Annotated in this window: 25 protein-coding genes; 8 read left to right on the forward strand and 17 right to left on the reverse strand. The window is 62.1% G+C overall.

The genetic code is table 11. The annotated features are described in order from the left end of the window. Positions 1–33 precede the first annotated feature (33 nt). Together EPO61_04945 and EPO61_04950 are read left to right on the forward strand one after the other, a co-directional pair. Positions 34–567, forward strand: coding sequence for a DUF3568 family protein (locus EPO61_04945; GenBank protein TAJ10065.1), 534 nt, complete (start codon positions 34–36; stop codon positions 565–567). Positions 568–580: 13 nt separating this feature from the next. Continuing rightward, the gene (locus EPO61_04950; protein TAJ10066.1) at positions 581–1,243 is read left to right on the forward strand and encodes a hypothetical protein; all 663 of its coding nucleotides are present in this window, start codon (positions 581–583) and stop codon (positions 1,241–1,243) included. 38 nt (positions 1,244–1,281) lie between these two features. Here the strand turns inward: EPO61_04950 and EPO61_04955 are convergent, their stop codons facing one another. Further along, the gene (locus tag EPO61_04955; GenBank protein TAJ10067.1) at positions 1,282–1,695 is read right to left on the reverse strand and encodes an N-acetyltransferase; all 414 of its coding nucleotides are present in this window, start codon (positions 1,693–1,695) and stop codon (positions 1,282–1,284) included. Positions 1,696–1,764: 69 nt separating this feature from the next. Between EPO61_04955 and EPO61_04960 the strand changes: the two genes are divergently transcribed. Beyond that, positions 1,765–1,944 (forward strand): hypothetical protein, encoded by a 180-nt coding sequence (locus EPO61_04960; GenBank protein ID TAJ10068.1) that lies wholly within the window; start codon positions 1,765–1,767, stop codon positions 1,942–1,944. A 128-nt stretch (positions 1,945–2,072) separates the two neighbouring features. Here EPO61_04960 and EPO61_04965 read toward each other — a convergent pair whose 3' ends face one another. Both EPO61_04965 and EPO61_04970 read right to left on the reverse strand, forming a co-directional pair. Further along, entirely contained in the window at positions 2,073–2,510 is a 438-nt protein-coding gene (locus EPO61_04965) for a hypothetical protein (protein TAJ10069.1), read from the reverse strand. 71 nt (positions 2,511–2,581) lie between these two features. Beyond that, the gene (locus EPO61_04970) at positions 2,582–3,532 is read right to left on the reverse strand and encodes an RluA family pseudouridine synthase (protein ID TAJ10070.1); all 951 of its coding nucleotides are present in this window, start codon (positions 3,530–3,532) and stop codon (positions 2,582–2,584) included. 228 nt (positions 3,533–3,760) lie between these two features. Here EPO61_04970 and EPO61_04975 point away from each other — a divergent pair, with 228 nt between their 5' ends. The 4 genes from EPO61_04975 (at position 3,761) to EPO61_04990 (ending at position 7,590) form a co-directional block, all read left to right on the forward strand. Beyond that, positions 3,761–5,572 (forward strand): PAS domain S-box protein, encoded by a 1,812-nt coding sequence (locus tag EPO61_04975; protein TAJ10071.1) that lies wholly within the window; start codon positions 3,761–3,763, stop codon positions 5,570–5,572. Then, on the forward strand, positions 5,569–6,201 hold the full coding sequence (locus EPO61_04980; protein ID TAJ10072.1) for a response regulator transcription factor: 633 nt from the start codon (positions 5,569–5,571) through the stop codon (positions 6,199–6,201). Before EPO61_04975 ends, EPO61_04980 begins: the two co-directional genes overlap by 4 nt. A gap of 207 nt (positions 6,202–6,408) precedes the next feature. Next, complete coding sequence (locus tag EPO61_04985) at positions 6,409–6,816, forward strand: response regulator (protein TAJ10073.1); 408 nt, start codon at positions 6,409–6,411, stop codon at positions 6,814–6,816. Between the two features lie 189 nt (positions 6,817–7,005). Continuing rightward, complete coding sequence (locus EPO61_04990) at positions 7,006–7,590, forward strand: DUF3365 domain-containing protein (protein ID TAJ10074.1); 585 nt, start codon at positions 7,006–7,008, stop codon at positions 7,588–7,590. A gap of 98 nt (positions 7,591–7,688) precedes the next feature. Here the strand turns inward: EPO61_04990 and EPO61_04995 are convergent, their stop codons facing one another. The 3 genes from EPO61_04995 to EPO61_05005 form a co-directional block, all read right to left on the reverse strand. Continuing rightward, a complete protein-coding gene (locus EPO61_04995; GenBank protein TAJ10099.1) occupies positions 7,689–8,006 on the reverse strand; it encodes a cupin domain-containing protein in 318 nt (105 codons plus the stop codon). A 129-nt stretch (positions 8,007–8,135) separates the two neighbouring features. Further along, the gene (locus tag EPO61_05000) at positions 8,136–9,203 is read right to left on the reverse strand and encodes an alcohol dehydrogenase (GenBank protein ID TAJ10075.1); all 1,068 of its coding nucleotides are present in this window, start codon (positions 9,201–9,203) and stop codon (positions 8,136–8,138) included. Between the two features lie 42 nt (positions 9,204–9,245). Then, on the reverse strand, positions 9,246–10,034 hold the full coding sequence (locus tag EPO61_05005) for an SAM-dependent methyltransferase (GenBank protein ID TAJ10100.1): 789 nt from the start codon (positions 10,032–10,034) through the stop codon (positions 9,246–9,248). Between the two features lie 371 nt (positions 10,035–10,405). Between EPO61_05005 and EPO61_05010 the strand changes: the two genes are divergently transcribed. After that, a complete protein-coding gene (locus EPO61_05010; protein ID TAJ10076.1) occupies positions 10,406–10,810 on the forward strand; it encodes a globin in 405 nt (134 codons plus the stop codon). 310 nt (positions 10,811–11,120) lie between these two features. On the opposite strand, the gene EPO61_05015 is transcribed toward EPO61_05010, so the two are convergent. The 11 genes from EPO61_05015 to EPO61_05065 all read right to left on the reverse strand — a co-directional run. Beyond that, on the reverse strand, positions 11,121–11,534 hold the full coding sequence (locus tag EPO61_05015; GenBank protein ID TAJ10077.1) for a F0F1 ATP synthase subunit epsilon: 414 nt from the start codon (positions 11,532–11,534) through the stop codon (positions 11,121–11,123). A gap of 81 nt (positions 11,535–11,615) precedes the next feature. Next, positions 11,616–13,058: a F0F1 ATP synthase subunit beta gene (atpD, locus tag EPO61_05020; protein ID TAJ10078.1), complete on the reverse strand. Its 1,443-nt coding sequence runs from the start codon at positions 13,056–13,058 to the stop codon at positions 11,616–11,618. A gap of 97 nt (positions 13,059–13,155) precedes the next feature. Next, positions 13,156–14,034 carry an ATP synthase F1 subunit gamma gene (gene atpG / locus EPO61_05025; protein ID TAJ10079.1) on the reverse strand — a complete coding sequence of 293 codons (879 nt, stop codon included), beginning with the start codon at positions 14,032–14,034 and terminating at the stop codon, positions 13,156–13,158. Between the two features lie 43 nt (positions 14,035–14,077). Continuing rightward, positions 14,078–15,595 carry a F0F1 ATP synthase subunit alpha gene (locus EPO61_05030; protein ID TAJ10080.1) on the reverse strand — a complete coding sequence of 506 codons (1,518 nt, stop codon included), beginning with the start codon at positions 15,593–15,595 and terminating at the stop codon, positions 14,078–14,080. A gap of 18 nt (positions 15,596–15,613) precedes the next feature. Then, positions 15,614–16,225, reverse strand: a complete 612-nt coding sequence (gene atpH, locus EPO61_05035) for an ATP synthase F1 subunit delta (GenBank protein ID TAJ10081.1) — start codon at positions 16,223–16,225, stop codon at positions 15,614–15,616. 47 nt (positions 16,226–16,272) lie between these two features. Next, a complete protein-coding gene (mnmA, locus tag EPO61_05040; protein ID TAJ10082.1) occupies positions 16,273–17,349 on the reverse strand; it encodes a tRNA 2-thiouridine(34) synthase MnmA in 1,077 nt (358 codons plus the stop codon). Further along, positions 17,346–17,798: a polymer-forming cytoskeletal family protein gene (locus tag EPO61_05045; protein ID TAJ10083.1), complete on the reverse strand. Its 453-nt coding sequence runs from the start codon at positions 17,796–17,798 to the stop codon at positions 17,346–17,348. The genes mnmA and EPO61_05045 overlap by 4 nt, the downstream gene beginning before the upstream one ends. A 117-nt stretch (positions 17,799–17,915) precedes the next feature. Next, entirely contained in the window at positions 17,916–18,356 is a 441-nt protein-coding gene (locus EPO61_05050; protein ID TAJ10101.1) for a polymer-forming cytoskeletal protein, read from the reverse strand. 208 nt (positions 18,357–18,564) lie between these two features. Beyond that, positions 18,565–19,410 carry a ParB/RepB/Spo0J family partition protein gene (locus EPO61_05055; protein TAJ10084.1) on the reverse strand — a complete coding sequence of 282 codons (846 nt, stop codon included), beginning with the start codon at positions 19,408–19,410 and terminating at the stop codon, positions 18,565–18,567. Beyond that, positions 19,388–20,164 carry a ParA family protein gene (locus EPO61_05060; protein TAJ10085.1) on the reverse strand — a complete coding sequence of 259 codons (777 nt, stop codon included), beginning with the start codon at positions 20,162–20,164 and terminating at the stop codon, positions 19,388–19,390. Before EPO61_05060 ends, EPO61_05055 begins: the two co-directional genes overlap by 23 nt. A gap of 65 nt (positions 20,165–20,229) precedes the next feature. Beyond that, on the reverse strand, positions 20,230–20,631 hold a 402-nt coding region (locus EPO61_05065; GenBank protein ID TAJ10086.1), incomplete at its 5' end, for a hypothetical protein.

Raw genomic sequence — 20,631 nt, forward strand, 5'->3', positions numbered from 1 at the left:
GCATAGGCCGGGGGAAATCCCTACCATGAGCCCATGATCGACTGGGCCCTTATCATCCCGGGGCAGAGGCGACGGTTCATCCCCACAACGTCGCTCTGGCTTTTGTTATCCCTCTGTCTGCTGACCGGCTGTGTCGGCACCAGCTCGCTGGTGCTCGGGGCAGGGGCCGGCACCGCAACCGGGTCCGGCGTCGCCTATACCATGGACAGCATCGCCTACAAGACCTTCACCGCCCCGCTCGACCAGGTCGCCGAGGCTACCAGGACGACTCTGCAATCCATGGAGTTTCCCATCCGGTGGGAGTCGCGCAATACCTCCGGGGTGGACCTCATGGCCAAGGCCGGCAACCTGTCCGAAACGCTGGAAATCGAGATCGACCTCGAACGGCTGAGCCCCCAGGTCACCCGGATGCGCATCGTGGCCAGCCGCGGGTTCTTTTTGAAGGACGCAGCGACCGCCACGGAGATCATCCGGCTGGTCTCAAAGCAACTGGACGAGCGGGATCGGGCCGCCGCCTTGGCTCAGGATCAGCCGGCCCAGCCGTCCGCTCCCCCGGCCAAACCGTGATCGATACGATGGCATGAAACGGACCTGGGTCATCGTCCTTGCGGCCCTGTGCCTGCTCGGCCTCACGGGGCTGGTCACGCTGTACCTGTGGCTCGGTTCGCTGATCAAAGCGGGCATCGAACGGATCGGGCCGCAAGTCACCAAGACCCCCGTCTCCGTGGAAGCCGTCACGATCTCGCTCCTCTCCGGCTGCGCGACCGTCAACGGGTTGGTCATCGGCAACCCGCCAGGCTATCGTGCCCCCAGAACCATCTCCATCGGACAGGCACGGGTCTGTGTGGCGCCTTTGTCCATCTTCTCAAACCCGCTCGTGGTGACCGAGATCACCGTGACGAGTCCGGAAGTCACCGTTGAGGGAATGTTCGGCGGCAGCAATATCAACAAAATTCGCGACCATGTGCAGGCCTTTGCCGCTTCCGAAAAAGCCACGCCTGAAGCCACGCCGGCTCAGGCCGGAAGCCGGCGTATCCTGGTCAGGGAGTTCCGCCTGTCCAACGGACACACGCGCCTTTGGTTGAACGCCGGCCCGTTGGGGGAGAGAGGCGCAACCGTCGGGATGCCCGACATCCATCTCCAGAACATCGGCAAAGAGACCAACGGGGCCAAGCCGGCCGAGCTGGCCTCGGCCATCTCGGCGGCTTTGTTCAACGCCATCAAGCGCGCCGTGACCGGCTAGCCACCGAACCTTCCTCGGAGACCCTGTTCAACGGCCGGTTATTCCTGGCGGGCCTGGCGGGACCGGGACCAGACCATGCCGGTCTGTTCCTTGGCGGTGAAGCCCAGCTTTTCGTAGAAGGCCTGCTTGTCGCGGGTGCAGAGCCAGAACAGCTCCACGCGCTTCAGGTCGGGATGCTGCAGAATGCGCTGCATGATCTGGGTGCCGATGTCCTGGCCCTGATAATCCTGGTCCACGATCACATCCCAGATCGACGCGCGGTAGACATAGTCGGTGAGCACACGGCCGAAGCCGACCAGTTTGGAACCGTCCCAGACCGAGAGGACCAGGTCCGAATGCGCCAGCATGTCCCGCGCATCGTCCGCCGTCCGCCCGGCCGCCCAAGGAGCCTGGGCATAGAGCCGCACCAACTGCGCCGGATCGAAGTCCTTTCGCTCCGAGAAGGTCAACATGGGCTTGAGCCAGAGGGCTCCCTTGTATTACAGTAGGGCCCTTCGCGTCCACCGTCGTTGAGGGTGAAGATGGCCCAACTCGTCAAAGCTTGTCCCCGATGCAGCCTGCTCATGTGGGTCCAAGAAGGCCGGATCGAGTACCTGGACGAAAATACCGTGCGCACCACCTGCCCCCATTGCAAACAACTGGTCCGGGTCACGCTCGTGTCGCGGGGGGCCAATGCAGCCGGCCCCAAGATGGGCCACTAATTTCAGGTTTTCAGTTCACAGTTGTCAGTGATCAGTGATTGACCAGTCGGCCAGAAGCAATAGTCGCCACGACGCTAATGCTCTCCGAAGGCTTCCTGACTGAGAACTGAACACTGTAAACTGTCCACTCACAACAGCCCCTTCCCCGCGCCTTCCAATTCGGGCTGGTTCCCCGGCATGATTTTATAGAGCGCCTGGCGGTAGTCGCCGAAGCGTTTTTCCTCGGCCGCCGCAACCTGGATTTCCTTGTCCCGCTGCATCCGCTCCAGATGGTCCAAGACCGCGAGCAACGGTTGGACCGCCGCCAGCACCTTGCCCGCTTCGAATGCCTCCAGTGACTCGATGAACAGATCCGTCAGTTTGCGAAACGGCGTCGGCGTGCTCTGCGCTCGAAAACGGTAGACGGTCTGCTCGTACGCCTCGATCGCCTCCGGAGTCGGCTTGACCCCGCCGGGAATCATCGAGAGATGCACCACCGTCGGCAACTTGGCGCAGTAGGCCTTCAGCGCCGACACCAGACTGCCGAAAATTTCAAGCACCTCGCCGGTGGTCATGCCGGTTGTCATGATGGAGCCTTTCGAGTGGCTGAGAAATACTCTGCTGTGGCCAAGGTGTCAAGCAGCTCGTGCGAGGCCGTTTATTTCCGGGAGGCAACGGCTCGAAGCGCCTCAAAGACCGCTTCGAAATCCGCCGGTGCCGGAGCTGAGAATTCCCGATACTCGCCGCTGAGGGGATGCGTAAATCCCAGCGTTCGCGCATGGAGCATCACGCGAGGAATCATGACGCCTTCCAGCGTCTTCACCTTGCTGCCGCCATAGGTGGGGTCGCCCAGCACCGGATGCCCGAGCGCCGTGAGATGCACCCGGATTTGATGGGTACGGCCGGTGCGCGGACGCAACTCCACGCGGGTCGCCAGCTTGCCGAGCCGGGACAGTACCTTGTAGCCGGTGGCGGAGGCTTTCGGGTTGCTGGTGCGGGCGGAAAACTTCTTCCGCTCCTTCGTGTCCCGTCCGATCGCCAGCTCGATCACGCCTTCCTGTTTCTTGATCGCGCCCCAGGCCAGGGCTTCATAGGCCCGCGTGATGCTGTGGTGCTTGAACTGCCCGGCCAGCGACCGATGCGCCTGGTCGGTCTTGGCCACCACCATCACGCCGGAGGTCTCCTTGTCCAGCCGGTGAACCAAGCCCGGCCGCTCCTTGCCGCCGATGGTCGAGAGCGATCCGCCCGGCCGCTCAAAATGATGGAGCAGCGCATTGACCAGGGTGCCCGACCAATGGCCGGGAGCCGGATGCACCACCAGCCCGACCGGTTTGTTCAAGACGACCAGGGCATCGTCTTCGTGAAGGATGTCCAGCGGGATCGGCTCACCGTGCAACGTCAGCGGCTCGGCCTTGGGCGTGTCCATCGTGATCCGGTCGCCCGGCTTGATCTTCAAGCTCGGTTTGGCCGGGAGGCCGTTCACCAGGATCCTTCCCTTTTCAATGAACCGCTGGATGGCCGATCGGGAAAGGTCCGGCTGCCGGTGGGTCAGAAACACATCCAGGCGTTTGGGGGTTTCGCCGGCCGTGATAATCAGTTCGGTGTGCATCGGCCAAGACTACTCAATCGGCCTGCCGATCCGCAAGACGGGTGCAATGAGCCAGCGAGCTGGCCGGGGCATAACGAGTCGAGGGCCTTGCGCGCCGGGGAGGACAGGCCGTAGGATATACGCATATCGTCCGGAACCTTTCGCCATCCGTCCCCACGGGGTCACGACAAGCCGTTTCGTGCGTTGCGAGCGGCGCTGTTCCAATACCTTCGCTGTGAGGCGGGGTCGATGCTTCCACGTTTCTTGCAACTACCCGGGGTGCCCCTCGCGACGTCGGGCAGCATAGCCGGACTGCTCCTGGCGGGATTCCTCTGGGATCTCACGACTCCGCTGGGGTACGTGCCCTGGCTGCTCTACCTGCCGGCCCTGTTGCTCACGCTGGCCCTGCCGGCCCGCTGGGCCGCGCCGGCACTGGCGGGCCTCTGCACCCTTCTGATTCTGTTGGGACACGTCAACTCGCCCTTAAAGGGAGGAGGCAACGCTCAGGCGGCGATCTTCAATCGCACGCTGGGCATCGCCATGCTCTGGCTCATGGCGGGCAGTTGTCTCCTCTACAAACGGGCCGAGGACAGACTGCGGGAGAAGGACGCGCGCTTCCGCGTGATTTTCGAGCAGGCCGCTGTCGGAGTCGCGCAGATTGATACCGCCACCGGGCGTTTCGTCCAGGTCAATCAACGCTACTGCGAGATTGTCGGCTTGAGCGCGGAGCAGATGACCGCGTCCACCTTTATGGACCTCACGCACGCCGCAGACTTGCAAGAGGATCTGGACAACATGGCGCGGCTGGTGGCGGGAGACATCCATACCTTCACCATGGACAAACGCTACGTGCGTCCGGACGGTTCGATCGTCTGGGTCACGCTCACGGTGTCGCCCATGTGGGCGCCGGGCGACCAGCCGGATTATCACATTGCCGTCGTGGAGGATATCACCCTGCGCAAGCAGGCCGAGGCGGGGCTGGTGCAGTTGCAATTGCAGCACGAGACGATTCTGCAGGCGGCGGGCGAAGGCATCTACGGACTCGACACCGAGGGCCGGGTGACCTTCGTGAACCAGGCGGCGGCCCGAATGACCGGCTGGCAGGTGGAGGACCTGATGGGTCAACCGATGCACCGGCTTGTGCATCACTCCCTGGCCGATGGCACGCCGTACGCGGAACAGGCCTGTCCGATCGTCGCAACGATCAGGACCGGCGCAGGGCAGCGATCCGACTCGGACGTATTTTGGCGGAAGGATGGGACCAACTTCACGGCGGAATATGTGACCAGCCCGATTCGCCTGGCGGACGGCTCGCTGGGCGGGGCGGTCGTGACATTCCAAGATATTTCAGAACGGAAGCAGGCGGAGGAACAGCGCCGCCGCTCCCACGCACAGCTCCAGGCACTGGCCGCCCACTTGGAAACCGTCCGCGAGCAGGAGCGGATACGGATCGCGCGGGAGCTGCACGACGAGCTGGGGCAGACCCTGACCGGCCTCAAAATGGACTTAGCCCAACTGTCCAAGGGACTGGCGGCGAAGCCCACCACCGATGAACGGTCGCACCTGCTGAACAAAGCCCACGAGATGCAGAACCTCATCGACGCCTCCGTGCGGGACATCCGCCGGCTGGTCCTGGAACTGCGGCCGCCCGTGCTGGACCATTCCGACCTGTCCGGCGCCCTGGAGTGGCTGACGCGGGATTTCCAGAAACGGCATGGCATCGCCTGCCGCTTCACCTGCGTGGCGCCGCCGGACACGATCGAGGCCGACGCCCAGACGGCGCTCTTCCGCATCGCACAGGAAGCCTTGACCAACGTGGCCCGGCACGCGCACGCCACGCAGGTCCACATCGAACTGGCCGGGACCGCGGAGGCCCTGCAGTTGACGATCGCCGATGACGGAAGGGGCTTCGATGAAACCGAGACGACCAAGCCGACGGCATTCGGGCTCACCGGCATCAAGGAACGGGCCCGGCTGCTGGACGGGGCGGTTTCGTGTCAGAGCCGGTCCGGCCGTGGCACACAGATTATGGTTCGGATTCCGATGAGGAGACCGACATGATCCAGGTCGCGATTCTCGACGACCATGCCGTCGTCAGACGGGGCATCCGCGAGATCCTGTCCGCCGAGCCGGACATGCAGGTGTGCTGCGAAGCCGCGACCGCGCAGGGGCTGCTCGACGCGATCCGCAAGCAAGCGTGCGACCTCGTGGTGATGGACATCACGCTGCCGGGCCGAAGCGGCTTGGAAGTGCTGCACGAACTCCGGGAGGAGCGGCCGAAGCTGCCGGTGCTGGTGCTGACCATTCATGCGGAGGAGCAGTTCGGAATTCGCACGCTCAAGGCCGGGGCCGCCGGCTATCTGAACAAGGAGGCCGCGCCGGACGAACTCGTGAAGGCGATCAGGAAAATTGTCGGCGGCGGACGGTACCTCACCCCCTCGTTGGCCGAAGCCCTCGCGGCCGAGGTGATGTCGCCGCAGGATCGGCCGCTCCATCAGACGCTGTCGAACCGCGAGGATGAAGTATTCCGGCTGCTGGCCTCCGGCAAGACGGTGACGGACGTGGGGCGCCAGCTGGCCCTCAGCGTCAAGACCGTCAGCACGCATCGCACGCGCATCCTGAAAAAACTCCGCCTGACCACCACCGCCGAGCTGATCCGGTACGCGATTCTAAACCGGTTGGTAAGCTAGGGCCAGCACCCGGCGTGGAGGCACCGGCAGTGCACCCGCCGCCCGGTGTCCGCTTGATCCATCAGATCCGCCTGTCAGACAAACCCTGACCTCACAATCAGACGATCTGACCTGTTGCGCCTCTTTCTTTCTCGTTATCCTATGATCTCTCTCGACAACTTCTCACGGCCCGGTTGTTGCGGAACATGACGGGTTTCACGACCACCTATGGATAGAGCCGACAATCCCCTCCCTACCGGAACCATTCTGCTGGTCGAGGAAGACCTGCAAGTGCGCGACGTGATCCGTGAATTCCTGACCGGAGCCGGCTACCGGGTCTTGGAGGCGGAGGACGGGCCGAAGGCGTTGGCGCTGAGCGAGCAGTATGCGGGGCCGATCCATCTGCTGATAACCGATGACATCACACCCTGCATGAGCGGACCGGCCTTGGCCGCTCGGCTGGCCCACTTTCACCCCCACCTACAGAGGATCTTCATGTTGGACTATGTGGACGACCAGCTTCTCCGCGAGATGGAAGCTACTGGATGCCGCATCTTGCAGATTCCCTTTTCGCGGGAAGCGCTCTTGGGCAAGGTGCGCGACCTGCTGGGAAAGCCCCTTCAGGATAACGGTTGAACGCCCGTCTCCGACGACCGGCCCCGCGCCGGGGTTCTTGTCGCTCCACCCCGTTCAGCATCTGATTCCGCATCGGCCCTCCGCCTGCGCCAACCTTTCTTGCTCTCAGGAATGGGCGTATGATTCAAGAAGGATATGCCGCGCCCATCACGGCGCGATCGGAGGCCGGCCGCACAGGGGAGGGCAATCATGGCAACCCAGCGTGTGTTGATGGCGGTGCTGACTCTGGCGTCGGCGCTGTGGAGCGGACCCCTCTGGTCCGCGGAGAAGGACTCAGGGGCTTCGATTAAGATCGCACCCGAGACCGTGGCCGACTATGTCCACGCAGTGATCGAGGCCGACCGGATTTTCTACACCCTGCACGTTGTCGAGCGCATGCAGGCCAAAGGCGTGGCGACGGCCTCAGAAAACTGGCGAGTGTCGCACACGCTGCCGCTGCCGGCCCAGTTTCTCAAGGAGTCCGGCGAACTGGCCGCCATCACGGGGGCCAGGATTCAATACCGGCTCATCGGGCTCTGGCCGATCAATCCGCAGAATGCGGCGGTGACGGAATTCGAGAAGCAGGGTCTGGAAGCGGTGCGGGCGCACCCGGAACGTCCCCATACCGGCGTGATCACGCTCGGCGGAAATCGATATTTCCAGGCCATCTATGCGGACCGGGCCTTCGCGCAGGCCTGCATCGGCTGCCACAACGCGCACCCGCGCAGCACGAAGCAGGACTTCAAGATCAACGACGTGATGGGCGGGGTGCTGATCAGCTTTCCGCTGGAGTAAGCGGACCTGAGGCCCGCGTCGGCGGCAGAGGTTTGTTGCAATGTTCGCAAGTCGGGCGAAGTTCCAGCACGGCCAATCTCCTTGGTGAAGTAGTAGGCCTATGCCTTGACCATGACCAGGAGCATCTTGAACCGCGTCACCGCTTTGAGGGCATGAGGCCGACCGGCCGGAAGTCGCAAGAGCTGGCCGGCGGAAACACGATGCGGAGCCCCGGCGATGGAGATCTCTGCCTCTCCCTCGATCAGAATCACCAGAGCGTCAAATGGTGCCGTATGCTCGCTGAGCCCCTCGCCTTGATCGAAGGCAAAGGCCGTCACCGTACCAACAGGCTTCTTGACGATGGTCCGGCTGACAACGGCGCCCGGCTGATACTGGACCAGCTCTGCGAGCGGCACCACGCCTTCAAGTTCGTTCATTGAGTTCGACTCTGCCGGCATGATGCCTCCATTGAACGACGTGCCAGATGGGATCGTGATCGAGGTTCCGGTTGGATGCCACCGATCGGGGTCAGCGGCGGCGCAGGCGCCGTTCGCCGCATGCCGTCGTTACGCCGATCCCGACTCCCGCGATGACCCGTTGAGCACGAGCACGATCTTGCCTGTCACGCCTCCCTTCCCGAGTAACTCGTGCGCCTGTCTCGCCTCGGCAAGAGGCAATCGCTGAGCGATCAGCGGCTTGATCTTGTGCTGCTGCAGAAGGTCGAACAAGGCGATCACATCCTGTCGAAATAAGGCCGGTCTCAGCCGCTTCAGCCACTGGATGCTGTAGGGGACGACCCGTTTCCGGCCCGGGAGAAGCCAGCCGCCGGCAATGTACAACCCGAAGATGGCGATGGCGCGAAAGCGATGACGACCACCTGAATGACCTGAAGCCAATCGTCCCCCGCGCAGCGAGCCAGTCAGGCCATAGGCCACGACCCTCCCGCCGGGACGGAGCGCCTTGCGGGAACGCCAGATATGGGTGCCACCGATGCTGTCAAAGACCACGTCGACGCCCTCGGGCGTGAGGCGGTGAACTTCTTTGACGAAGTCCTGATGCTCGTAATCGATCGGGATGCCGCCCAGGTCGGACACGGCCGACGCTCCCCGCAATGAACAGGTTCCGTACATCTCCAGCCCGGCGAGGCGCCCAAGCTGCAAGAGCGCCGAGCCGACCCCGCCTGCCGCGCCGTGGATCAGCACGCGCTGGCCCGGTCTGACGTGAGCCGAACGATGCAGCATCTGGTAGGCCGTGACGTAGTTCAGCACGAGGCTGACGGCCTCGGCGGCGTCCAACCCGGGTGGCACCGGAACCAGTTCGCGTTGCGGCAGGCAGACGAACTCCGCGTACGCGCCGCTGATCGGCAGCGCGGCCACCATCTGGCCCGGTTCGATTCCAGAGGTACCGGCGCCAAGCCGATCCACCACACCAATCAGATCCCACCCAGGCGTGAAGGGCAGCGGGGGTGTCTCGGGATGAACGCCCTCGCGCATCAGCAGGTCGGGTAGGGAGACACCTGCGGCCAGCACTCGCACCCGCGCTTCACCCTCCTTCGGCTCGGGGCGCTCTTCTTCAACCACCCGAAGCGCGTCGGGCCCGCCGTAGTGCGTGACGATGATGCGCCTGTGTCTCATGGACTTCTTCCCCGACAAACTCCCGGAGATTCGCCTTTGCAATTACTTCGGCACGCAACCCTTGACCGCGTTCGCCCGCGCACTATAGGTGATACGGCCGGCGGCATCGGCCGGCAGGCGCGCGCGCATCCGTGCTTTGAGACGCGCAATATCTTCGGATGCCATCGCGGCAAGCTTTGGGCCGACGCTCGGCCCCAGGAGGATCGTCGTCCAGTAGTCGTCGAAATCGGCGAACGTCCGTTGCACGGTGATCTCCCGTGTTTCGACGGCATCCAGACCCGTGCCGGTCCACAAGTCCCGCAGGGCGTCCATTCGAGACGCGCTGGGGCTCGGCGGTACCGGAACCGCAATGCCCATCCCGCGCATTTCAGCCTGCAACGCCTCGTAAGGAGACCCGCCGCCAGGCATGTCCCACGCATAGGCTGCGACGGCGCCGCCAGGGCGGACCACTCGCGCCATTTCGGCAACGCCCCTAGCCGGATCGGGAACGAAGAAAATCACCAGCGGCATGACCGCCGCATCGAACGTGTCGTCGGAGAAGGGCTGTGCCATGGCATCGCCCTGACGAAACTGTGCGACACGCGACGCGGGTCGCGTGCGAGCAAAGGCGAGCTGCGCCTCGGATGGGTCTATCCCCTGTACTGAAACCGGCGCACACCGCTCAACGAGCATGTCGGTAAAGGCACCGTTGCCGCAGCCGACGTCGAGCCATCGCAAACCCGATGCCGGAGCCAGCCAGTCGAGGAACGTTTCACCGGCAAGCTGGCTCCACTTCCCCATGTATCGTTCGTAGCCAGCCCCGTCGTCGAAGCGGATCTGGTCGGTCACGATGAGTTTTTCCTCCGGTTGGACCACCTGCGAAAAGTGGTGCTTCATCACGGTACTTCCTGCCTCTGCAAGTTACAATGTACACCACTTTTCCTTTGGCTCGGCTGGGCTGGAATGGATGGCCGTTCGTCAGCCCAGCCTCTTCCGCCGTTCGCCCAGGCTGAACCAAATCTTTCTATGCAAAGGGTTAAGGTTTTCCCGTTCGCCTCCGATAAAGGAACCGTCACCTTCTGCATGGTACGCGAATCTCGGCCTATGTCTCTCGTCCAGCCGACAGGACGGGAGGTCTCAATGGCAGCGTGTCGGTTAGGGACCGCGGGTTCAGGCCGGGCTCGCATTTTTTCACCATTCACTTTCAGAAGGAGACAGAAGACATGTCTGTTCTTACGCAGAGCTCCGTGAAAGAGAGTTTCAGCCGTTGTTGCGTCAACTCCAAGTTCCTCGATCGTTTCTACGAAATCTTCCTGGCCAGTCATCCCGCTATCGCGCCCCTGTTCAGGAACACCGACTTTTCCAAGCAAAAGATGGCGCTTCGGTCCGGATTGGCCATGATGGTGATGCACACCGAGGGAAACAAAATCGGGACCCAAGGGCTGGATCGCATCGGCCAGAGCCACAGCCGCACGCGCATGAACATCGACCCATCGCTCTATCAGTTCTGGATCGAGAGTCTCATCAAAGCGGTCAAGGAATGCGATCCGCAATGCAATGCCAAGCTCGAAGGTGAGTGGCGTCAGGCTCTAAAAGCCGGGGCTGCCTATATCTCCAGCCAATACTGACCTTCCTCCTTTCGCTCACGTAGAGCTCGGTCATGGAGCCGGTCGGGACAAGTCCCGGCCGGCTCTTTTTTCTCGGCTGGAACGGATGGGCAGGGAGCGGTTCGGCCTCTGCGGGGTCCTTGATATCGGAGGTAGTACGACTAACGCAGCACCGTTCCGATGGTCCGATAAGGTGCTGCGACAACAGTAAGTCGCCAGAAGCCATGGGATATGGCCGCATCGAGGCGATACGACGAACGGCCGTCATTTGTCAGCCCAGCCGCTCTTAATTTAATTGAAGAGTATGGGGGAGCAGGACAGGGAACGGGAACTATCTGCGATGCGCGCGTTCGGCGATCTTCTTGCGGAGGCGGGCCTTTTCGAGGCTGATCTGGGCTTCTTTGACTTCGGACGGCAGGCCGCCGACTTTCAGACGAGTCTCGGCTTCCGCCACCTTGGCTGCGGCCCGCTCGACGTCGATGTCCTCGGCCTTCTCCGCGATCTCCGCCATGACCGTGACCCTGGTCGGCGTCACTTCGGCATAGCCCCAGAGGACCGCCATGTGGTGGGTCTGGTCGCCGACGCGATAGCGGAGCTCCCCAATGCTCAAGGTGGAGAGGAAATGACAGTGGCCGGGCAGCACGCCGAACTCGCCCTCCGCGCCCGGTGCAATGACTTCGTCCACCTGCTGGCTCAACAGCAGCTTGTCCGGCGTCACGACTTCGAGTAGTAGTTTGCCTGCCATAATCGTGGGCTCTCAGCGGTCAGCTATCAGCAGTCAGCTTGGGACTGAGAGCTGAAGGCTGTCGGCTGAATGCTGCTCCTTCTAAACTTTCACTCCCATCTTTTCGGCCTTCGCGATCACTTCCTCGATCGGCCCGACCATGTAGAAGGCCTGCTCCGGCAGGTGGTCGTACTTGCCGTCCAGGATTTCCTTGAAGCTGCGGACCGTGTCCTTGAGCTTCACGTACTTGCCCGGCGCGCCGGTAAAGGCTTCCGCGACGTGGAAGGGCTGCGAGAGGAACCGCTGAATTTTCCTGGCGCGGGCCACGGCCATCTTGTCGTCTTCGGACAATTCGTCCATGCCGAGAATCGCGATGATGTCTTGCAAGTCCTTATACCGCTGCAGCACCGACTGGACGCCGCGCGCCACCTTGTAATGTTCCTCGCCGATCACCTGCGGGTCGAGAATGCGCGAGGTCGAGTCCAACGGGTCCACCGCCGGGTAAATGCCCAACTCGGCCAGCTGCCGGGACAAGACGGTCGTCGCGTCCAAGTGGGCGAAGGCCGTCGCCGGGGCCGGGTCGGTCAGGTCGTCGGCGGGCACGTAGATCGCCTGCACGGACGTGATGGAGCCCTTCTTCGTCGACGTGATGCGTTCCTGGAGCGCGCCCATTTCCGTCGACAGGTTCGGCTGGTAGCCGACCGCCGAGGGCATGCGGCCGAGCAATGCGGACACTTCCGATCCCGCCTGCGTGAACCGGAAGATGTTGTCCACGAAGAGGAGCACGTCCTGGTTCTCTTCGTCGCGGAAGTATTCGGCCACCGTGAGGCCGGTCAGACCGACCCGGAGACGCGCGCCGGGCGGCTCATTCATCTGGCCGTAGACCAGCGCGGCCTTGGACTTGGTGTGATCGTCGGGATCGATGACCTTGGACTCCTGCATCTCGTGCCAGAGGTCGTTGCCTTCGCGCGTCCGCTCGCCCACGCCGGCGAATACGGAGAATCCTCCGTGGTGGAGCGCGATGTTGTTGATCAGCTCCATGATGATGACGGTCTTGCCGACGCCGGCTCCGCCGAAGAGGCCGACCTTGCCGCCCTTGGAATAGGGCTCCAGCAGGTCCACCACCTTGATGCCGGTTTCGAGGACTTCGGTTTTCGTATCCTGATCTTCGAGACTCGGCGCGGGCCGGTGAATGGGATAGGTCTTCTTCGTCTTGATCGGGCCTTTCTCGTCGACCGGCTCGCCGAGCACATTGATGAGGCGGCCCAGCGTCTCGCGGCCGACCGGCACGGAGATCGGCGCCCCCGTGTCCTGCACGTCCATCCCGCGCGTGAGACCGTCGGTCGTGGACATGGCGACGCCGCGGACGCGGTTCTCACCCAAGTGCTGCGCGACTTCCAGCGTGATCCGGACGGCCGGTTTGCCGGCGGCCTTGTTCTCTTCCTGGACGACCTTCAGCGCGTTGTAGATGTTCGGCAGTTGGCCGGGAGGAAACTCCACGTCCACGACTGGCCCGATGACTTGGATGACTTTTCCTGTGCTCATCAATTCACCTTCGGTGAAATTTTAAATGTTCAATTTTCAATGTTGAATGGGACCAAGGGCTTTCTCTGCAATTCACACTTCAACATTCACCATTGCGCTATTTCAGCGCTTCGGCGCCGCCGACGATGTCCATCAGTTCCTTGGTGATCGCCGCCTGTCTGGTCTTGTTGTAGTAAAGGGTCACTTTCTTGATCAGCTGGCCCGCGTTCCGCGTCGCGCCGTCCATGGCGGCCATGCGCGCGCCATGCTCCGCCGCGGCCGATTCCAGGAGGATGCGGAACGTCTGAATCTGGAAATGCTTCGGGACCAGCGCGTTCAAGAGTTCCGTTTCGTCCGGCTCATAGAGATAACTGCCGCCCGGCGCGCCTTCCGCCTGCGTCGCGCCGAACTCGGCTTCGGCATCCACCGGGAACAGTTTTTCCACGATCACCCGCTGCTGGATGGCCGACTTGAATTCGTTGTAGACGACGTAGAGTTCGTCGAAGGTGCCCTTGACGAAGTGGTCGGTCAGGTCGCCGCCGATGTCGATGGCATGTTCGAAGCTGAGCTTGTCGAAGATGCCGGTCCATTCCTGCCGGATGGGCCAGGTGCGGCGGCGGAAGTAGTCCCGGCCCTTGCGGCCGACGATGCTGAGATTGACCTGCACCCCGCGCGCCTCGCACTGCCGCAGGAACTCCGCGCTCTTGCGCACGATATTGCCGTTGAACCCGCCGCAGAGTCCGCGATCGCTCGTAATGACGAGCACCTCGATCTTCTTGCCGTCGCGCTTCTGCAGCAACGGATGCGCGGCGCGATTCACGCGCCGGCTGAGATTGCCGAGCACACCGCGCATCTTGTGCGCATAGGGGCGCGCGGCCAGGATGCGGTCCTGCGAGCGCTTGAGCTTCGCCGCGGCCACCATCTTCATGGCCTTGGTGATCTTCTGCGTATTTTTAAACGCCGCGATCTTGCGGCGCAGGCTTTGTAGGCTCGGCATTTCTTCGCTTTTTGCTATCGGCTATCGGCCATTAGCTCTTTGTTTACTTGGCGCCGTATCCCATCGACTTCTTGAATGCCGTGATGATCTCTTTCAGCCGGCCCCCGACCTTGTCGTCGATCTTGCCGATGCTGGCGATTTCTTTTTTGAGCTCCGGATGGTGTTGCGTGACGTAGTGGAGCAAGTCTTCCTCGAACTGCCGCACTTTTTCGACGGCCACGTCGTCGAGGAATCCGTTGACGCCGGCATAGATCGACAGGACCTGATCCGCCACCGGCATGGGTTTGTATTGCCCCTGCTTGAGCAACTCCACCATCCGGACGCCGCGCGCCAGCTGCATCTGCGTGGCCTTGTCGAGTTCGCTGCCGAACTGGGCGAACGCCGCCATTTCACGGTACTGGGCCAGGTCCAGCCGCAGGGTGCCGGCCACCTGCTTCATGGTCTTGATCTGCGCGGACCCGCCGACGCGGGACACCGAAAGACCGACGTTGATCGCGGGCCGGATGCCCGAATAGAAGAGGTCGCTGCCGAGATAGATCTGCCCGTCGGTGATCGAAATGACATTGGTCGGGATGTAGGCCGAGACGTCGCCGGCTTGCGTTTCGATGATCGGCAGCGCGGTGAGGCTGCCGCCGCCGAGCTTGTCGCTGAGCTTGGCCGCCCGCTCCAACAGCCGGGAGTGCAGATAGAACACGTCGCCCGGGTAGGCTTCGCGGCCCGGCGGCCGGCGGAGCAACAGGGAGAGCTGGCGATAGGCCACCGCGTGCTTGGATAGGTCGTCATAGACGATGAGGGCATGCTTGCCGTTGTCCCGGAAATACTCGCCGATGGCGGCGCCGGCGAAGGGAGCCAGGAACTGCATCGGCGCGGCATCGCTGGCCGTGGCCGACACGACCATGCTGTATTCCATCGCATGGTTTTCCTCGAGCGTCTTGACCACGCGCGCGACGGTCGAGCGCTTCTGGCCGATGGCGACGTAGATACAGAAGACGCCGAGACCCTTTTGGTTGATGATCGTGTCCACGGCGATCGCGGTCTTCCCGGTCTGGCGGTCGCCGATGATCAATTCGCGCTGCCCGCGGCCGATAGGGATCATGGCGTCGATGGCCTTGATGCCCGTCTGCAGCGGTTCACGGACCGACTGTCTGGTGATCACGCCCGGCGCGACGACCTCGATGCGGGACGTCTGCGTGGACTTGATCGGGCCCTTTCCGTCAATCGGCTGCCCGATGGCGTTGACCACACGGCCGATGAGGGCCTCGCCCACGGGAATTTCCGCAATACGGCCCGTCCGCTTGACCGGATCGCCTTCCTTAACGCCCACATCGTCGCCCATCAACACGGCGCCGACGTTGTCCTCTTCGAGATTCAGCGCGATTCCGTAGAGTCCGCCGGGAAACTCCAACATCTCGCCGGCCATGGCACCGTCCAGGCCATAGACCTTGGCGATGCCGTCGCCGACCTGGATGACGGACCCCATCTCGTTGACGTCGACCTGCTTGTCGAAGCCTTTGATTTTCTCTTTGATGATCGAGCTGATTTCGTCGGCTTTGATCTGCATGGAATGCTCCTCTTTACGCTACGCTCTGCTCAGGCGGCTCTGCATGGCGGCGAGCCGACTCCGCAGCGTGCTGTCCACGACCGTGCTGCCGATCCTGATCTGCAGGCCGGCGAGCAGGGTTGGATCCGTCTGGAACGTCAAGTCCACGTCATGCTTGAGCAGGTCGCACAACTGCCGGCGCAACCTGTCCTGCTCCGCCTGGTCCAGGGCCTTGACGGAGCAGACCGTGACTTGTTGAGTGCCTTTGGCTTGATCCGCCAGGAAGGCGAAGGCGTCGGCGATTTCCGGGAGACAGCCGACGCGGTTTTTCTTGACGAGCTGGGCGAGGAACCCGTCCACGACCGGCGGGCATCCGACTTTCCGGCCGAGCGCGGCCAGGACCGCCTGCTTCTGTTCGACCCCGAAGGCCGGGGACACGAGTACGTGCTTGAGTTGGGGCGATGTCGAGTAGGTCTCCCCGAGATCCGTCAGGCCGGCCCTCATGGGCGCCACGCTTCCGGGATCGAGGAGCTCGAACAAGGCTCTGGCGTAACGGCGTGCGACCGAGCTTTTAACCACAGCTGTTTCCGGCGAAGTCCGCGATGAACTGGGATATTTTTCGTGCGGGTGGGCACGAGAAAAACGCGCCAGACTAGCATCCGGCGCGGGGCGGTGTCAAGAACGATAATGGGGTGAATTTACTGAATGATGCCGCCGCCCAAGACGCGGTCGCCGTCATAGAACACGGCGGACTGGCCGGGGCTGAGAGCGCGCTGTGGCGCGGCAAACCGGATGGTCATCATATCGTTTTGATCGGGACTCACCGTCGCCGGGGCCGCAGGCGTGGCGTACCGGATTTTGACTTGCGCCTCCGTCGAACAGGTCCGGAGGGCGTCGTCGAACAGGTTCACCTCCCCGATTAAACAGTCCGACCGAAACAATTCCTCTTCCGGTCCGAGCACCACCGTCTGCGTGGCCGCCTCGACGCGCTGGACATAGAGGCGCTGGCCCGTGGCGATACCTAAGCCGCGGCGCTGGCCCGGTGTGTAGTAGGCGACGCCGTCGTGCTGTCCAAGGACATGGCCTGCAGGATCGACAAAGTTCCCCCGCCGCTTCGACTCCGGCGCCTCGGACTTGATGAAGGTCCGATAGTCTCCGTGAGAGATGAAGCAGATCTCCTGGCTCTCCTTCAATTCATCCGCCGGCAGCCCCAGGGACTCGGCCCTGGCCCAGACCTCGGCCTTCTGCATGGATCCGACGGGGAACAGGAGTTTGGCAAGCCAGGCGGGGTCGAGCCGGTAGAGAAAATAGCTTTGGTCCTTCCGGACATCGCAGGCGCGGTGCAGGCCGAGCCGGCCCTGTCGCTCCACGACTCTGGCGTAATGGCCCGTGGCGACAAAGTCTACCCGCCGTTCTTGGGCGAGACGCAGCAAGGACCGCAACTTCACGCGTTCGTTGCAGCGGACGCAGGGATTGGGGGTGGTGCCGGCGAGGTAGCCGGAGAGAAAGTCATCGATCACGCCGGCGCGAAAGACGTTGCGGGTGTCGACGACCTCATGGGGGATGCCGAGGCGCTGCGCCACGAAGCGCGCCAAGCCGACCTTACAGCAGCCTCGCTCCTCCCAGCGCTTGGAGGCGGCGACCGACTCGTCCTCGTGCTCCCAGACTTGGAGCGTGACGCCCTGGACGCGATACCCCTGCTCGACCAGCAAGGCGGCGGCGACCGAGCTGTCCACGCCGCCGCTCATGCCCAGCAGCACGGTCGGACCAATCATGGCTGGATATCTTGGAGACGCACCTTCCCGCGGTGAGCGGCGAGGTCATGCACGTTTTCATGGTCCGGACGTTCTTGATCCACCCACATGTCCACGCCCATGTCGCACATGCCCTGGAAACGCCCCCCTTCTTCCATCGAGAAGGATGGTGAGCGGACGTCGCCGATCAGGATGGCGGTCTTCAGGAGCTGTACTTTTTCGATGGCGGTGATGTTCGCTTGAAGCTTCCCGCCGCTCACGAGGGTGCCCGTGGTGATAATCCCCTTGATGACGGCGTGCTCCCCGATGATGAGAGTACCCTTGGTGTGAATTTCCCCTTCGAGGCGGCCGTCAATCCTGACGGTGCCGTCGAAATGGACCACGCCCTTGAAATCCACCCCCTTTCCGAGGAAGGTGAAGTTCTCGTCTTCGATGATCGGCGTTTTCTTTTGACCGTTGCGGTTCCACATAGGCTTAGCCTCCGGTGGCAATCCTTGCAGGGGCGCTGACTTCTCCTGCGGACGCCCTCACAGATTCTGCCTGCGGCATGCCGCCTCCATTGACAAAGGCGGCGGCGCCGGCCCTACCTAGCCTGTTACCCGCTTGATGTTGCTGACCGGCGCATTGACGGCCCGCAGCCCGGCTTCACGCTGCAGGTCGTGGACCTCCGCACGCGACATCTCGATGCTGCCGTTGAAGAGGACCCCCTCCTCCATGGAGAGCATCGGCGTCTTGACCGACCCGTTGAGCACTGCCGGGGCCAGGAGCCGGATTTTCTCCTTGGCAATGATGTCCCCGGTGATCTTGCCTTTGCTCACAACCGTGCCCGCGCTGACCTTGGCGGTGAGCACGGCTTCTTCGCCGACCAACAGGGTTCCTTCTGTATGAATTTCTCCGTCCAGCACGCCGTCAATGCGAACCGTGCCGTTGTAGCTGATGATGCCCTTGAACTCCACGCCTTTGCCGACAAAGGCAATGACATTTTCATCTTTTTCCACGCTCGGAACTACCGTCTCCTGATTAGCCATACCCCCCCCTTCCTCGCTGGTGGCACCGATAATTTTGTCCTCGACTTTGTCCTTCTTCCACAACGCCATCCTTAAAAACCTCCTCCTGAAAACCATCCCCCTACGGCTTACGACAGAAATCCTCCCCCGCAGCGGAAGGTCTGAGCATACTGAATGGTCAGACGGAAGGCAAGAAAATCCGATTTTCTTACAGGCCGACGCGGCGCATCTATCCGAGCAGCAGTTCGACCAGACGGTCCAGCTCAGCCGGCGTGAAATAATCGATCTGTATCTGGCCCCCGCTGCGCCCCTTGACGATGCTCACCCTGGTTCCCAGGCGTCGCTGGAGCCGTTCTTCCACATCCGGATAGGCTCTAACTGCACGGCCCTGCTTGGGCTTAGCCGATCGAGGCTGGCTGGTGGCCAGCCGCTCGGCCTGGCGGACGGACAACTCAGCCGACACAATGTGACGCGCCAGCTTGAGTTGGGCTTCCGCCTTTGAGCAACCGAGTAAGACCTTCGCATGGCCTGTCGAGATCTTGCCAGACTCTACTAAGCTCTTAATTTCATTGGGTAAATTTACAAGTCTGGCAATGTTTGCCACCGATGACCTGTCTTTCCCTATCTGATGGGCAATCGCATCTTGGGTAAATCCGAACTCCTTGGCCATACGCTGGTAGGCCCGCGCCGCCTCCATCGGATTGAGGTCCTCCCGTTGAAGGTTTTCCAGAAGGGCCAGGACCAGGGCCTGTTCATCGGTACTGTTCCGAATCGTCACCGGCACATGGCGCAAGCCAGCCAGCTTGGCCGCGCGCAAGCGGCGCTCCCCGGCGATCAACTCAAAGAACCCGTCACCTTTGCGGCGGACTACAAGTGGCTGGAGAATGCCATGCTGCTTCAGGGAATCGGATAACTGGGCCAGTTCGGCTTCGTGAAACTCGGTCCTCGGTTGGTACCGGTTCGGGATGATCTGCTCGATGGGAACCTGTTGCGACTCACCCCCTGCTCCAGGCGGCTTCGCCCCTCCGGTCGGCAGCAAGGCATCCAGTCCCTTACCGAGGGCTCGCTTTTCCATGATTGAGCAACTCCTTGGCTAGATCGAGATAGGCTTGGGCGCCGGCGGAAGCTGAGTTGTACAGCATGACCGGCTTGCCGTAGCTGGGGGCTTCCGCGAGCGTCACGTTGCGAGGAATGACCGTGCGGTAGACTTTCTCCTTGAAGTGCGACCGAATCTCTTCGGATACCTGGCGCGCCAGACTGTTCCGTGAATCGAACATTGTCAGGAGGATGCCTTCCAGCGCCAGGACCGGATTCAGTGATTCCTGGATGCGGGCCACGTTGGAGAGCAGCCGACCGAGCCCCTCCATCGCGTAGTATTCACATTGCACTGGAACCAAGACCGACGAGGCTGCAGTCAAGGCGTTGATCGTCAGCAACCCCAACGCCGGTGGACAGTCCACGATGATGAACTCCGGCGCAACCGGAATGGCCTGAATCGCCGCTTTGAGCAACGATTCACGGTCTTGGAGGGGCACGAGTTCAACTTCGGCTCCGGCCAGGTCCGCGTTCGCCGGCAAGATTTGGAGTCCTTGAATGACCGTCGTCTGAATCGCTGCACTTGTGGAGACCCCTCGCAAGAGACAATCGTAGACCGTGTACTTGAGGCTTGTCGGATCGACTCCGATCCCGCCCGTGGTATTCCCTTGGGGGTCCATATCGATCAACAATACGGCCTTGCCCTGGATCGCCAAGGCCGCAGCTAAATTAATTGAAGTGGTTGTTTTTCCAACCCCTCCTTTTTGATTCGCTACGGCGATAATGCGTGCCACGACCCACCTTTCATGGCCTGCCGAGCCAACCTGCGAGGCCCTGTTCCACGTGGAACAATGAGAGTCTAAGAACGAGACTTTCTTTCCAAGATCGTCAACACACGGGATCCGTACCCCATAGGCAAGGTATAGGCGATTTCACGCCTGATTTGCAAGCCGTCCAGTGGAAATTCATTCTCCAATAGTCTCGCGCGACAAAGAATCACAACCCCGCTCTGGCTGAGCAACGAAATGAAACAGCTGAGCAGACTTGCCACATTCACAGCTCTGGTAATAATGTGGGTAAAGCCAGCCTGATAGATCGGATCGCGCGAAAATACCTCCATTCGCCTTGGAATGGCCACGATATGGTCCAGCTCCAACGTCCCAATGACATGACGCAGAAAGGCCGTCTTCTTCTGACTTGGCTCGAGAAGGGTCATGTCCAGTTCCGGATGCATCAGCTTGAGGGGAAGACCTGGGAACCC

It is taken from the genome of Nitrospirota bacterium (assembly GCA_004296885.1).
GTDB lineage: Bacteria > Nitrospirota > Nitrospiria > Nitrospirales > Nitrospiraceae > SYGV01.